16 protein-coding genes, 2 pseudogenes and 1 riboswitch are annotated in these 12,908 nt (G+C 66.8%); of the genes and pseudogenes, 15 read left to right on the top strand and 3 right to left on the bottom strand.

Annotation, left to right across the window (positions count from 1 at the left end):
* Window positions 1-233 precede the first annotated feature (233 nt).
* Window positions 234-581: pseudogene (locus Q5923_RS03195) on the bottom strand (methyltransferase domain-containing protein); the annotation flags it as partial.
* Between the two features lie 65 nt (window positions 582-646).
* On the opposite strand from Q5923_RS03195, the pseudogene Q5923_RS03190 reads away from it, so the two are divergent.
* The 3 genes and pseudogenes from Q5923_RS03190 to Q5923_RS03180 form a co-directional block, all read left to right on the top strand.
* Window positions 647-967 (top strand): annotated as a pseudogene (locus tag Q5923_RS03190) (ATP-binding cassette domain-containing protein); the annotation flags it as partial.
* The gene (locus Q5923_RS03185; RefSeq protein ID WP_303132105.1) at window positions 964-1,149 is read left to right on the top strand and encodes a hypothetical protein; all 186 of its coding nucleotides are present in this window, start codon (window positions 964-966) and stop codon (window positions 1,147-1,149) included. The pseudogene Q5923_RS03190 and the gene Q5923_RS03185, both read left to right, overlap by 4 nt.
* A gap of 97 nt (window positions 1,150-1,246) precedes the next feature.
* The gene (locus tag Q5923_RS03180) at window positions 1,247-2,437 is read left to right on the top strand and encodes a DUF389 domain-containing protein (protein ID WP_303132103.1); all 1,191 of its coding nucleotides are present in this window, start codon (window positions 1,247-1,249) and stop codon (window positions 2,435-2,437) included.
* A 157-nt stretch (window positions 2,438-2,594) separates the two neighbouring features.
* Here Q5923_RS03180 and Q5923_RS03175 read toward each other — a convergent pair whose 3' ends face one another.
* Both Q5923_RS03175 and Q5923_RS03170 read right to left on the bottom strand, forming a co-directional pair.
* The gene (locus tag Q5923_RS03175; protein ID WP_303132101.1) at window positions 2,595-3,773 is read right to left on the bottom strand and encodes a phosphoribosylaminoimidazolecarboxamide formyltransferase; all 1,179 of its coding nucleotides are present in this window, start codon (window positions 3,771-3,773) and stop codon (window positions 2,595-2,597) included.
* 102 nt (window positions 3,774-3,875) lie between these two features.
* Window positions 3,876-4,520, bottom strand: a complete 645-nt coding sequence (locus Q5923_RS03170) for an IMP cyclohydrolase (protein WP_303132099.1) — start codon at window positions 4,518-4,520, stop codon at window positions 3,876-3,878.
* 80 nt (window positions 4,521-4,600) lie between these two features.
* Window positions 4,601-4,686: riboswitch (ZMP/ZTP riboswitch) on the bottom strand.
* 146 nt (window positions 4,687-4,832) lie between these two features.
* Here Q5923_RS03170 and Q5923_RS03165 point away from each other — a divergent pair.
* From Q5923_RS03165 to secY, 12 genes are all read left to right on the top strand, one after another.
* Complete coding sequence (locus Q5923_RS03165) at window positions 4,833-5,552, top strand: metal-dependent hydrolase (RefSeq protein WP_303132097.1); 720 nt, start codon at window positions 4,833-4,835, stop codon at window positions 5,550-5,552.
* Between the two features lie 59 nt (window positions 5,553-5,611).
* Window positions 5,612-6,811, top strand: coding sequence for a GTP-binding protein (locus tag Q5923_RS03160; RefSeq protein WP_303132095.1), 1,200 nt, complete (start codon window positions 5,612-5,614; stop codon window positions 6,809-6,811).
* A gap of 169 nt (window positions 6,812-6,980) precedes the next feature.
* Window positions 6,981-7,400 (top strand): peptide deformylase, encoded by a 420-nt coding sequence (locus Q5923_RS03155; RefSeq protein ID WP_072500434.1) that lies wholly within the window; start codon window positions 6,981-6,983, stop codon window positions 7,398-7,400.
* Window positions 7,401-7,948: 548 nt separating this feature from the next.
* Window positions 7,949-8,506, top strand: coding sequence for a 50S ribosomal protein L5 (gene rplE / locus Q5923_RS03150; protein ID WP_009278447.1), 558 nt, complete (start codon window positions 7,949-7,951; stop codon window positions 8,504-8,506).
* Between the two features lie 59 nt (window positions 8,507-8,565).
* Window positions 8,566-8,751: a type Z 30S ribosomal protein S14 gene (locus tag Q5923_RS03145; protein ID WP_009278448.1), complete on the top strand. Its 186-nt coding sequence runs from the start codon at window positions 8,566-8,568 to the stop codon at window positions 8,749-8,751.
* 87 nt (window positions 8,752-8,838) lie between these two features.
* Window positions 8,839-9,237, top strand: a complete 399-nt coding sequence (gene rpsH, locus Q5923_RS03140) for a 30S ribosomal protein S8 (protein ID WP_303132090.1) — start codon at window positions 8,839-8,841, stop codon at window positions 9,235-9,237.
* A gap of 29 nt (window positions 9,238-9,266) precedes the next feature.
* Entirely contained in the window at window positions 9,267-9,803 is a 537-nt protein-coding gene (rplF, locus tag Q5923_RS03135; RefSeq protein WP_009278450.1) for a 50S ribosomal protein L6, read from the top strand.
* Window positions 9,804-9,867: 64 nt separating this feature from the next.
* Window positions 9,868-10,236, top strand: a complete 369-nt coding sequence (rplR, locus tag Q5923_RS03130) for a 50S ribosomal protein L18 (protein WP_009278451.1) — start codon at window positions 9,868-9,870, stop codon at window positions 10,234-10,236.
* An 11-nt stretch (window positions 10,237-10,247) separates the two neighbouring features.
* Window positions 10,248-10,769 (top strand): 30S ribosomal protein S5, encoded by a 522-nt coding sequence (gene rpsE, locus Q5923_RS03125; RefSeq protein ID WP_009278452.1) that lies wholly within the window; start codon window positions 10,248-10,250, stop codon window positions 10,767-10,769.
* Window positions 10,770-10,771: 2 nt separating this feature from the next.
* Complete coding sequence (gene rpmD, locus Q5923_RS03120) at window positions 10,772-10,960, top strand: 50S ribosomal protein L30 (protein WP_009278453.1); 189 nt, start codon at window positions 10,772-10,774, stop codon at window positions 10,958-10,960.
* A gap of 10 nt (window positions 10,961-10,970) precedes the next feature.
* A complete protein-coding gene (rplO, locus tag Q5923_RS03115; RefSeq protein WP_009278454.1) occupies window positions 10,971-11,420 on the top strand; it encodes a 50S ribosomal protein L15 in 450 nt (149 codons plus the stop codon).
* On the top strand, window positions 11,414-12,694 hold the full coding sequence (secY, locus tag Q5923_RS03110; RefSeq protein ID WP_009278455.1) for a preprotein translocase subunit SecY: 1,281 nt from the start codon (window positions 11,414-11,416) through the stop codon (window positions 12,692-12,694). The genes rplO and secY overlap by 7 nt, the downstream gene beginning before the upstream one ends.
* Window positions 12,695-12,908 lie beyond the last annotated feature (214 nt).

The raw sequence follows: 12,908 nt of genomic DNA, 5'->3' as shown, positions 1-12,908 counted from the left end.
CGAGGCCCCGGCGCTTCGCGATTGGCGCCATGGCCTCGCGCCGCGACGGGGTTTCGGCGCCACAACGGGGCCCGCGACGGGCCCCGGCGCCCGATCTTGCAGACGTGGACGCATTTCTCGCCGTTCGGGGGCAATTCTGTCCACAGTTGCAAGATCGGGCGAGCTGGCGTCCCGCACCACAAGATCGGGCGAGCCGGCGCCCCCTTGGGCGAGCCGGCGCCCTCGCAAACTTCCTATCTCGGCTTGCGGGCCACCATGTGCAGGTGCCAGACCTTGTCGTTCACGAAGGTCTCGATGCCGAGGCCGGCCTTCGAGCACATCGACTCGAGCTCCTTGCGCGAGTAGATGCGCACGTCGCCCTTGTGGGTGAGGTTCGCGAGGGGCAGCTCGATGTGGTTCACCACCCACAGCAGGAGCGCGTTTCCCGTGCTGTCGTTGAGCACGAGCCTGCCACCCGGGCGCAGCACGCGGAACACGCTGTCGAAGAAGTCCTGCGGCGTGGGGTAGTGGTGGAAGCTCATGGAGCAGATGACGACGTCGAAGGACTCCGCGTCAGGGGGGTGCGTTTGCAGTCTCTTACCACGAACCCTCCTCGTGCGAGGAGTACCGGGCCCTGTGGTCGCTGTCCGCGCGCACGGACGACTGGACGGTCAGGGGCGGGGAGGCGCAGCGCGTCTCCATCGCCCGCGCCATCCTGAAGGACGCGCCCATAGTCATCCTGGACGAGGCGACGGCGAGCGTGGACGCAGACAACGAGCGCCACATCCAGCTCGCGATGAGCGAGCTCTGCCGCGACAAGACGACGCTGGTCATAGCGCACGGGCTGAACACCGTGTGCGACGCCGACAAGATTGTGGTGCTCGAATCCGGCCGCATCGTCGAGCAGGGCACCCACGAGGAGCTCCTCGCCCAGGACGGGGCGTACGTGCGCCTGCTTGAGGCGGGCAGGACGGGGGTCGGCCGATGAGCGAGACCGCGCGCAAGATGCTGGCGCTCCTCTGCGTCATGCTGAGCCTGTTCCTGATCATGGGCGGGCTGTACCTTCCCGGCGAGCTGCTGGGACCCGCCGCGACGTCCGCGCTCACGTGGGTGGGCGTCGTCCTCCTCCTGGGAGGAAACGTCGCGCTCGCCTTGGAGGAGAGGGACTGACTGGCCAGCGGTGGCGCGCCCCTCTCGCCTGCCGCCCCTTCCTCGGCCTACAATCCAAGGCGTCCGCGACGGGCGGGGCAAGGGGAGGGGCGACGGCATGGCCAAGGAGGACCTGCTGCGCGTGGCACGACGGCTGGCAAACGTGCGCGACGGCCGGGCGAGCCACCAGACCATCCGCCGCCGTATCCTTGCCGGCGCGCGCATAGATGGCACCCACCTCTGCATCCTCATCGTCGCCATGCTCATCGCGTCGGTCGGCCTCAACGTCGACTCCACCGAGGCCGTGGTCGGCGCCATGCTGGTCTGCCCGCTCATGGGGTCCGTCATGGCGCTCGCCTATGCCATCGCCACCGCCGACCTGCGCCTGCTGCGCGAGGTCCTGCTCGGCCTCGTGGTGCAGGTCGCGATCTGCCTGGTCACCTCGACCCTCTACTTCGTCGTCTCGCCCATCTCGCGCGAGACCTCCGAGCTGCTCACCAACTCCAGTCCCACGGTGTGGGACGTCCTCATCGCGCTCGCGGGAGGCTTCGCCGGTGGCATTGGCATCTCGCGCAACCAGGAGCCGGCGACCCTGCTCTCGGGCGTCGCCGTCGCGACCGCGCTCATGCCGCCGCTCTGCGCGGCGGGCTACGGCGTGGCCCGGGGCGACCTCGCGTACTTCGCGGGGGCGTTCTACGAGTTCTCGCTCAACGTGGTGTTCATCGCGTTCGCGGCCGAGTTCGTGCTGGTCATGCTGCGCACGCCCCTCAAGCGCGACGTCGACGGGGACGGCGTGGTCACGGTGCAGGAGGACGAGGAGGCGCGGGAGAGGAGCCGTCGGCTTCGTCGCAGGCTGTTGGTGGGGACGCTGGTCTTCGCGATTCCCTGCGCCGTGATGACCGCGCGGCTGGTGCAGGACGCCATGGCGAAGAACGACGGGGAGACCTTTGCCATCCAGGACAGCTACGACGCGCGGACGACGACGCAGGAGCTCGAGGCGGTGTGCCCCGGCTTCGTGTCGTACCGCGTTGGGGCGCTCGACTCGTACGACTCCGGGGCGGGCTCGCTCTCGCGCAAGGTGGTGGCGCGGGTGGTGACGTCGGCGCCGCTGGACGACGCGCGCAAGTCGGAGCTCGAGGCACTGCTCCGCGTGCACGTGAAGGACCTCGACGAGGTGAGCTTCGAGCTGTCGAGTACGGGCGCCGACGCCGACGGTGACGCGACAGCGAGCGAGAATGGCTTGCCTGCGCCATCCGATGACGGCCCAGCACCTGCTGCCGCGACTACGTCGAACGCGTCATCTCGATAGCTCCATCTTGTCGTTTGCCACGCTTTTCTCGTCATTTTGAGGCATTTCTGTAGCGAAAGACAAGATGGATGCGTGGAGAGAGGCAGGCGTGGCGCGTACGGGGGCGGGGCCCTCACAGCAGCGCGCACACGAGGATGCGGCTCCGCCCCTTGTGTTCCTAGTGGTGGAACAGCCTCATCCCCGTGAAGCACATCGCGATGCCGTACTTGTCGGCGGTCTCGATCACGTTGTCGTCGCGGATCGACCCGCCCGGCTCCACGATGTAGCTCGCGCCGCTCTTGTGCGCGCGCTCGACGTTGTCGCCAAACGGGAAGAAGGCGTCCGATCCCAGCGTGACGCCGGTCTGGGCGGCTATCCACGCCGCCCTCTCCTCGCGGGTCAGCACCTCGGGCCTCTCCGCGAACCACTTCTGCCATTCGCCCTCGGCTAGCACGTCGTCGTGCTCGTCCGAGACGTACACGTCGATCGCGTTGTCGCGGTTGGCGCGGCGGATCCCCTCGACGAAGCGCAGCCCCAGGACCTTGGGATGCTGGCGCAGGTACCAGGTGTCGGCCTTGCCGCCCGCGAGCCTGGTGCAGTGGATGCGGCTCTGCTGGCCCGCGCCCACGCCGATGGCCTGCCCGTCCTTCACGTAGCAGACCGAGTTGGACTGCGTGTACTTCAGCGTGATCAGGCTCACGATCATGTCGATCTGCGCCGTCTCGGGAACGTTGCGGTTCCGGGTCACCACGTTGCCCAGGACCTCGCGGTCGATCCTGAAGTCGTTGTGCCCCTGCTCGAAGCTGATGCCGAAGACGTCCTTGACCTCGGTGGGGGCGGGACGGTAGCTGGGGTCGACCTGCACCACGTTGTAGCGTCCGCCCTTCTTGGCGCCCAGGATCTGCAGGGCCTCCTCGGTGTAGCCGGGTGCGATGATGCCGTCGGACACCTCGCGCTTGAGGTAGCGCGCCACGTCGGCGTCGCAGGTCTCGCTCAGCGCGGCCCAGTCGCCGTAGGAGCTCATGCGGTCGGCGCCGCGCGCGCGGATGTAGGCGCAGGCGATGGGGGAGGGCTCCCCCTCGTCCTCGACGAAGTAGATCTGCCGCTCTACCTCGCTCAGTGGCTTGCCCACGGCGGCGCCGGCAGGCGAGACGTGCTTGAACGACGCGGCCGCCGGCATGCCCGTGGCCTTGGCCAGCTCGCGCACGAGCTGCCAGGAGTTCAGGGCGTCCAGGAAATTGATGTATCCCGGCTTGCCGCAGAGCACGGTGACGGGCAGGTCCGAGCCATCCTTCATGAAGATGCGGGCGGGCTTCTGGTTGGGGTTGCAGCCGTACTTGAGCTCGAGCTCGTTCATGGTCTTCCTTCCATGGGTCATCTTCCAGGCGAGAGTGTCGCGCGCACGTCGCAGCGAGGCATTGCTACCAGCGCGCTATCGCTGCCAGCGCGACAGGCGCCGCTAGTCGCCGAGGTTCTTGTTGAAGAGGGTCACCTTCGCGCCGATGCGGGCATAGAGGGAGACCTTGTTGTCATCGTTCAGCGCGTCCCAGACCTCCCGCGCCGTCGCGGGCAGCGCGACCTCGACGGGCTCGCCGGAAAAGCTGGGCAGCGGGCTGCCGTCCCCCTGGTAGGTGCTGATGAGGTAGCCCACCCCCTCGTCGGCCCCCTCGTAGCAGAAGAACTGGCGCAGGCAGCGGCCGGAGTCGCTCGCCTGGCGCTTGAGGACCGACATCTCGAAGCTGCCGTCGGGACGCACGACGGCGCTGATGCGGGGCGTGTAGTTGGGGGCGTCGGGCTCGAACTCGCGGGTCATGCAGCCGGTACGGAAGTCGCCCCTCTCCACGATGGTGTCGGTCTGGTCGCCGTTGGTCACCACGAGGTTCTCGCCCATCCGGCGCACGGGGTGGTAGATGATCAGGCTCGGGTCCTCGAGCAGGGCCGGGTCATGCGCCTCGGTGCGGATTCCGTCCTCGGTGAGGGAGAAGACGCGGTTTCGGCTGTTGGAGCTGCGCCCCATGATCCAGTAGTAGACGCAGTCCCTGCCCACCACGATGCCGCGACCGGGATACGGGTTTGCCCGAAGCAGCTCCACGAGTTCCTGCATGCGCACGTCCTTCCGTCTGGGACCTCGTCCCCCGAATGGCCCCGGGCCCAAAGGCAAAGGGCAAGCGGCCCTCGGCGAAGGCTGCTTGCCCAGACGGTCGGCACTATGGCTTGCGCGCCGCTCCACCGTGGTGACCCACGAACATCCGTCAGTAACGGCGCGTATCTGGAGAGAATGTAGCATGCGCGGCGCGACGGCTGGGGCCAGAATGGGATGCGACACAAGACGTCGACGTGCGGGGGGACAGCGGCACGGCTGGCAAGAAGGCAAGGCGGCGAGAGGGACGCAGGGCATCAGGGCGAGAGGAGCCTCGTGACGGGACGAACGCACATGGCGGTTGGCGCGGCGGTCGCCGTGGCTGCGGGGCTCGTCGCGGCGCGGCTCGCCGACCCGGCAGCCGCGTCGGCCTCGCTGGCATCCATGGGTGACATGAGTCTCTCTCCCGCGGCGTTCCTCTCCCTCGCCGCAGCAGGCGCCGCGGGCGGCATGCTGCCCGACACGGACGTCGCCACCAGCGAGGCATCGCGCGAGCTCAGGCGGGCCTGGGCGGCGCTGGTGGCACTTCTCGCCCTGGCCTTGGCCCTCGCCGCGGCGGGCGCGCTCCCTGCGGGGCAGGATCCGCTCGCATGGCTGCGGGAACACGCGGGACGGCTGGGTCCCGACCAGCTCGCGGGGTGCATGACGCTCGTCGCCGTCTGCGCCGTGGGCCGCGCGTCGGGGCACCGGGGCTTCTCCCACTCGCTCGTGGCGCTGGTTGCGACCTATGCGGCGCTGCGCCTGGCCCTTCCCGCCCTCGCCGTCCCCCTGGCGCTGGGATACGCCTCTCACCTTGCCCTCGACCTGCTCAACAAGACGCCGCTCAGGCTCCTCTGGCCCCTGCGTCGCGGTGTCTGCCTGGGGTTGCTCAGGTCTGCTGGCATGGCGGATGGTCTCGTGCTGGGGCTGGCGCTTCTCGCCCTTCTGTGCTCCTTTGCCCGTGGCGTGCTGGGAATCGTCCTCCCGTGGCCGCCCGGGCTGCCGACTTGGTCATAATGGCGCGGAGAAAGGCCACCGCCGCGGCAGCGCCTGCGGCAGGCAGGAAGGCAGGCAACATGCAAGCAGCAAACGCCAGCGCCGGCTCCGACGTCACCGTCGCAAGCCCCGTCGACCCCAGCGCCACCGCCCGCAAGCCGGTGGGGATCGTCCTCCTCACCGGCTACCTGGGTGCGGGCAAGACCACCCTGCTCAACCACATCCTCGCCAACGGCGAGGGCATCCGCGCCGCCGTCATCGTCAACGACATCGGCTCGGTCAACGTGGACGCCAGCCTCATCCGTGACGGAGGCCTCTGCCAGGCGAATGACCTCATACCCCTCACCAACGGCTGCATCTGCTGCACGCTCTCGGACGACCTCGCGCGCCAGCTCCGCGCCATCGCCGACTCGGGCAAGTTCGACTACGTAATCATCGAGGCGTCGGGCATCTGCGAGCCCATCCCCATCGCCTACACCATCAGCGCCTTCTGCGACCGGGGCAAGGACGGCGGCCAGGCTCCCATGGAGCTCGACAACATCGTCGCCGTGGTGGATAGCGCCCGCATACTCGACGAGTTCGATGGCGGTCGCGCCCTCGTGGCGGACGGCATCGGCGAGGACGACGTCGAGGCCCTGCTGGTGCAGCAGGTCGAGTTCTGCAGCACCCTCGTGCTCAACAAGTGCGACCTGGTGAGCCCGGAGCAGCTGGACGAGCTGCGTGCCGTGGTGCGCAGCCTGCAGCGTGACGCCGTGGTCGTCGAGGCGACAAACGGGGAGCTGCCCCTCTCCGAGCTCCTCGACACCGGTCGCTTCAGCTTCGAGGAGGCCTATCGCTCTGCCGCCTGGGTGGACGCCATGGAGCATCCCGAGGAGCACGAGGACCCCGAGGTGCTGGAATATGGCATCCAGACCTTCCTCTACCAGCGCCGCCGTCCCTTCGACGTCGAGGCGCTCTCTGACTACGTGCGCGGCTGGCCCCAGAGCGTCATCCGCGCCAAGGGCAGCGTGTGGGTGGCGCAGGACCCGGCCATGCGCTACCTCTTCGAGCAGGCGGGCCACCAGGTGAGCCTGAGCGAGAACGGCCTCTTCCTGGCCACGGCGCCCGACGAGGAGCGCGAGCGCATCCTGGCCCAGAACTCCGAGATGCTGCGGGACTGGGACGAGGAGCTGGGCGACCGCATGACCCGCATCGTGGTCATCGGGCGGCACATGGACCGCGACGACATCGAGGCGGGACTGGACGCCTGCCTGGTCGACTGGGATGGCAACGACTTCTAGCCGGGACGGGCGGGGGAGAGGGGCCCTCCGCGCTGGGCTGCACGAGGCCAGCCGTGCGGCGGCCTTCGCCTATACTCTCTTGCACGACGCGACTCGCATGGGCGCGGACGGGAAGGACGCGGGGCCGGAGTCCCGCCAGGGGTCGGAGTCCCACCAGGAAGGGAAGAGCATGATCAAGGAACTCGTCAAGGACGAAGCCGTCCTCTCCAAGCGCTGCGCCATCGCCACGGCCGAGGATGCTGCCATCGCCCAGGATGTCGTGGACACCCTGGCCTCCCTCGAAGACGCGGCCTGCCTGGCGGCGAACCAGATAGGCCAGGCCGTGGCCGTGGGTGCCTACCTGGATGACGAGCGGAAGGCCCACGTGCTGTACAACCCCAAGGTCATCTTCGGCCTGGGTGCCGCCCGCGTCGAGGAGGGCTGTCTCACGCGCGACGAGCCCTCCAAGGTCACCCGCTACGCCAAGATCAAGCTCAGCTTCGACGAGCTGGTGGACGGGGAGCTGGTTCGTCGCAAGCGCGACTTCGTGGGCTGGGAGGCCCAGATGATCCAGCACATCGCCGACCACTGCGCGGGCAAGCTGGTCTAGTCCCGCACGCGCGGGGACGTGCAGCTCCGTGGCAGGCCCCTCTCGCCCGTCGCCTCATACCAGGTGCCCCCATCCGCCACGCCATTCACCACATCCCCCGTCGTTCTCTATGCCTTCTCATGAATTTTGGGGGGTCTAGAGGGCCTAAATTTCAGAGAACGGCATAGAGAACGGCATGGCAGTCAGGAAACGGCATAGAGAACGACAGACGGCCGATGGGCATCGTGCGTCCGAGGGGCGTCGGACGGTCGGGGGACGCCGCGCGGGCGACCGAGGCGGTCATGCGGTCGGGGGCGAGGGCGTCGTGCGGGCGAGAGTGGCGCGTCTGCCGGGTTGCCGTGCCTCCCGAAATGTGAAATTTCGCTGTCGGGCCCCGCCAGCCCCTGCGCCGGTGGCATTAGGACCTGCGAACTCGTATCATCTTCTTTCGCGTCTCTTGCTAGGGAGAGTTCTGCCCCTACGGCCTGCGACGCAGACGGCTCCCGGGTGCCATCCGGGAGGTGCGAGGCCCATCCCCGCACGTAAAACCCCATGAGTTAGGAGAGCACATGGCAGACAAGTACGTTCCCCGCCTCAAGGAGCACTACTACTCCGAGGTCCGCGACCAGCTGCAGAAGCAGTTCGAGTACAAGAACGTCAACCAGATCCCCAAGATCGAGAAGATCGTCGTCAACATGGGCGTCGGCGAGGCCGCTACCGACAGCAAGGCCATCGACGGCGCCGTCGCCGACCTGCGCGCCATCACCGGCCAGCAGCCCATGGTGACCCGCGCCCGCAAGTCCATCGCCACCTTCCGCCTGCGTGCGGGCATGCCCATCGGCGCCAAGGTGACCCTGCGCGGCGACCGCATGTACGAGTTCCTCGACCGCCTGATCGCCATCGCCATCCCCCGCATTCGCGACTTCCGCGGCATCAGCGCCAAGAGCTTCGATGGCCACGGCAACTTCTCCATGGGCGTCACCGAGCAGCTGATCTTCCCCGAGATCGACTACGACAAGATCGACCACACCCGTGGCATGGACATCACCATCGTCACCACCGCCCCCACCAACGAGGAGGGCAAGGCGCTTCTCGACGCCTTCCACTTCCCGTTCAAGAGGGACTAACTAATCGCTTGTAAGTTGCCCCGGGAAGGGTCCCGGGGCCTCTTCCTGAAGGAGGATTTGTGGCTAAGACTTCGATGATCGTCAAGGCGAACCGCGAGCCGAAGTTCTCGACGCGCACCCAGAACCGTTGCCAGCGCTGTGGGCGCCCCCACTCCGTCTATCGCAAGTTCGGGCTGTGCCGCGTCTGCTTCCGCGAGCTGGCGAGCAAGGGCGAGCTTCCTGGCGTCCGCAAGGCTAGCTGGTAGGCCAGGGCTCTGGCATGCAGGCGTGCGGGCCACGGGCCCAAATGAACCGCATGCGCAGTTTCATCACTAACGAAGGAGAAGGAATCAATGAAGGTTACTGATCCCATCGCGGACATGCTGACGCGCATCCGCAACGCGAACTCCGCCGGCAAGTCCGAGGTGTCCATGCCCTCGAGCAAGGTCCTGGCCGAGATCGCCCGCGTCATCTGCGAGGAGGGCTACATCGAGTCCTATGAGGTGGAGGACACCACCCCCCAGAAGACCCTGCACATCACCCTCAAGTACGGCCCCAAGCGCGCCCGCGTCATCCAGGGCATCCGCCGCATCTCCAAGCTGGGCCTTCGCATCTACTCCACCGCTGCCGACCTGCCCCGCGTCCGCGGCGGCCTCGGCACGGCCGTCATCTCGACCTCCGGGGGCATGATGTGCGACCGCGACGCCCGCAAGATGGGCATCGGCGGCGAGGTCATCGCCTACATCTGGTAACCCGCGACAGGAATAGATAGGAGGAGACTATGTCTCGTATTGGTAAGAAGCCTGTCGAGGTTCCCGCTGGGGTTACCGTGACCATCGACGGCACGCACGTTGCGGTCAAGGGCAGCAAGGGCGAGCTCGACCGCCACTTCTCCGAGCTCGTGACCGTCGCGCAGGAGGGCGAGGAGATCCTCGTCACCCGCAACGACGACTCCACCGAGTCCAACGCCCAGCAGGGCCTGGTCCGCACCCTTATCAACAACATGGTCGTCGGCGTCTCCGCCGGCTTCGAGAAGAAGCTCGAGCTCACCGGCGTCGGCTACCGTGCCGTGCTCAAGGGCAAGGACCTCGACCTCTCGCTCGGCTACTCCCACCCCGTGGTGTACGCCGCTCCCGAGAACATCAGCTTCGAGGTGCCCGACAACACCCACATCGTGGTCAAGGGCATCTCCAAGGAGCAGGTCGGCCAGGTTGCCGCCGAGATTCGCGCCAAGCGTCCCCCCGAGCCCTACAAGGGCAAGGGCATTCACTACGAGGGCGAGCACATCCGCAGGAAGCTCGGCAAGGCTGCCAAGTAAGGCCCTGCTGGCGATATAGAAAGACCACCACCCCGTCAGGTGGTGGCGTGCCTAAGGAGAAGGAATGAACAAGAACCAGGCAAAGCGTGTGGGCCTCAAGCGCCGCCAGCGCCGCGTCCGCTCCAAGATCTTCGGAACTGCCGAGCGTCCGCGCCTGACCGTTCACCGCACCAACGCGAACATCTACGCCCAGGTCGTCGACGACGTCGACGGCAGGACCATCTGCTCCGCCTCTACCCTGAGCGAGGAGTTCAGGGCAACCGGCAAGCTGGGCTCCAACAAGGAGGCTGCCGAGTTCGTGGGCAAGCTCGTCGCCGAGCGTGCCGCCGAGAAGGGCGTCACCGAGGTCAAGTTCGACCGCGGCGGCCACATCTACCACGGCCGCGTCAAGGCCCTGGCCGACGGAGCCCGTTCCGCGGGCCTGAAGTTCTAGGAGGAATTTAGATGCCACGTGATCGTAAGCGCCAGAATGACTCCGATCTTCAGGAGCGCGTAGTCTACATCCACCGTGTCTCAAAGACCACCAAGGGCGGTCACCGCATGACCCTCGTCGCCCTCGTGGTCGTTGGCGACGGCAAGGGCAACGTCGGCCTCGGCATGGGTCGCTCCACCGAGGTGCCCCTGGCCATCCAGAAGGGCGTCGACAACGCCAAGAAGAACATGTTCAAGGTCCCCGTCACCAAGGGCGGCTCGGTCCCCCACGCGATCGAGGGCCACTTCGGCGCCGGCCGCGTCCTGATCAAGCCTGCTGTCGAGGGCACCGGCGTCATCGCCGGTGGTCCCGTGCGTCCTCTCTTCGAGCTCGCCGGCATCACCAACGTCACCGCCAAGTCCCTTGGCACCGACAACGCCCTGAACATCATCAAGGCCGCAGCCGACGGCCTCATGAACCTCTCCAGCCCCGAGGAGGCGGCGTCTCGTCGCGGCCTCACGGTCAAGGAGCTGTTCGCCGGCAAGGAGGAGTAACCATGGCAGACAAGACCGTCACCGTCAGGCTCGTTCGCAGCGCGGTCGCCTCCGTCAAGAAGGACCAGACGCTCACCTGCCGCGCCATGGGCCTTCGCAAGATCGGCGACACCTCGGTGCTTCCCGACAACCCGAGCGTTCGTGGAATGATCTTCAAGGTCAAGCACCTTGTTGAGGTTGAAGAGAACTAGGAGTCATCCAATGCAGCTCAATGATCTTCGTCCCGCTGAGGGTGCAAAGAAGGCGCGCAAGCGCGTCGGCCGCGGCAACTCCTCCGGGCACGGCACCTTCTCTGGCCGCGGCATGAACGGCCAGCTGTCCCGCTCTGGCGGCGGCAAGGGCGCCGGCTTCGAGGGCGGCCAGCAGCCCCTGGCCATGCGCCTGCCCAAGCTCCCCGGCTTCACCAACCGCAACCGCGTCGAGTACGCCCCCGTCAACGTCGCGCGCCTCGAAGCCCTCTTCGCCGATGGCGAGACCGTCGACGGCGAGGCCCTCGTCGCCAAGGGCGTCATCAAGCACGACTACATCCCCGTCAAGGTCCTCGGCGACGGAGAGCTCACCAAGAAGCTCACCGTCAAGGTCGACAAGGTTTCCGCCTCTGCTCAGTCCAAGATCGAGGCGGCTGGCGGAAAGGTTGAGCAGGCGTGCTAAACGGAATCGCAAACGCGTTCCGCATTCCTGAGCTCAGGAAGAAGATCCTGGTCACGGCCGGGATCCTTCTCCTATATAGGTTTGGCGCCTACCTGCCGGCCCCCGGCGTGCCCTTTGCCAGCATGCTTGCCGCCTTCCAGGCGGCCGCGTCCAGCAGCGGTGCCATTGCCGTGCTGAACCTGTTCTCCGGAGGCGCGCTCTCGCGCGTCTCCGTGTTCAGCCTCGGCATCATGCCTTACATCACCGCCCAGATCATCCTCCAGATGTTCCAGGCGGTGATTCCCTCCCTTGGGGAGCTCGCTAAGGAAGGCGAGAGCGGACAGCGCAAGATCACCCAGTACACCCGCTACCTCACCATCGTCCTGGCCCTTATCAATGCCGTCGGCTACCTGTTCCTCTTCAAGAGCTACGGCATCGACTTCTCGGCCATGGGCTTCCCCGAGATGATCGAGAACCTGATCATCGTGGGCGTGCTCCTCACCGGTGCCATCATCATCATGTGGCTCGGCGAGGTCATCACCCAGAGGGGCATCGGCAACGGCATGTCCCTGATTATCTTCGCCAACATCATGGCAGGCCTGCCCCACTCGCTCACCGCCTCGGTGAGCACCTCCACCACGGGCATCATCGCAACGGTGGTCACCTTGCTGGTGATCATCGCGATCATTCCCGTGATCGTCTACATCGAGCGCGGCCAGCGCCGCATCCCGGTGCAGTACGCCAAGCGCGTCGTGGGGCGCAGGGTCATGGGCGGACAGGCAACCTACCTGCCCATCAAGGTGAACACCGCAGGCGTCGTGCCCATCATCTTCGCCTCCGCGCTCCTGTACCTCCCGGCGCAGCTTGCCGTGTTCTTCCCCAACGTGCGCTGGATCCAGGGCTTCGCCAACATGCTGAGCTCCGGCGTCGTCAACTGGGTCCTCTCGGTGGTGCTGATCGTCTTCTTCGCGTACTTCTACACCGCCATGGTGTTCAATCCGGACGAGACGGCAGACCAGCTCCGCAAGGCGGGTGGCTTCATCCCGGGCGTCCGTCCCGGAAGCGCCACCGCCGCGTACATCAAGAGCGTGCTCGACCACATCACGCTTCCTGGCGCCCTCTTCATGGCCGCCCTGGCGGTGGTGCCGTCGATCCTCTTCGCCGTGACGGGCAACACCCTCATGCAGGCCTTCGGCGGCACCTCGGTGCTGATCATGGTCGGCGTGGCGATGGACACCATCTCGCAGCTGGAGTCGCAGCTCAAGATGCACAACTACGAGGGCTTCTTCAAGTAGGCCATTCGTGGGCAGCTTCAGGCGAGAGGGGCGGTCACTCCGGTGGCCGCCCCTCTTCCATGTGCGGCGGCGGGCACGGGTGGCGGTGGATGGTCTTTTGGATCGCATGAGACCACATGCCCCTAGGTGGGTAAACTGTGGATTGTCATGCGGCGGCGAACGCGCCCGCCGCGAAGTCGCGCTTCCATCGCTCACCCAGAGGAAGAAGGGAACC

The sequence above is a fragment of the uncultured Olsenella sp. genome (genome assembly GCF_959602185.1).
GTDB lineage: Bacteria > Actinomycetota > Coriobacteriia > Coriobacteriales > Atopobiaceae > Olsenella_I > Olsenella_I phocaeensis.
This window is presented reverse-complemented; position numbering and strand designations above follow the sequence as displayed.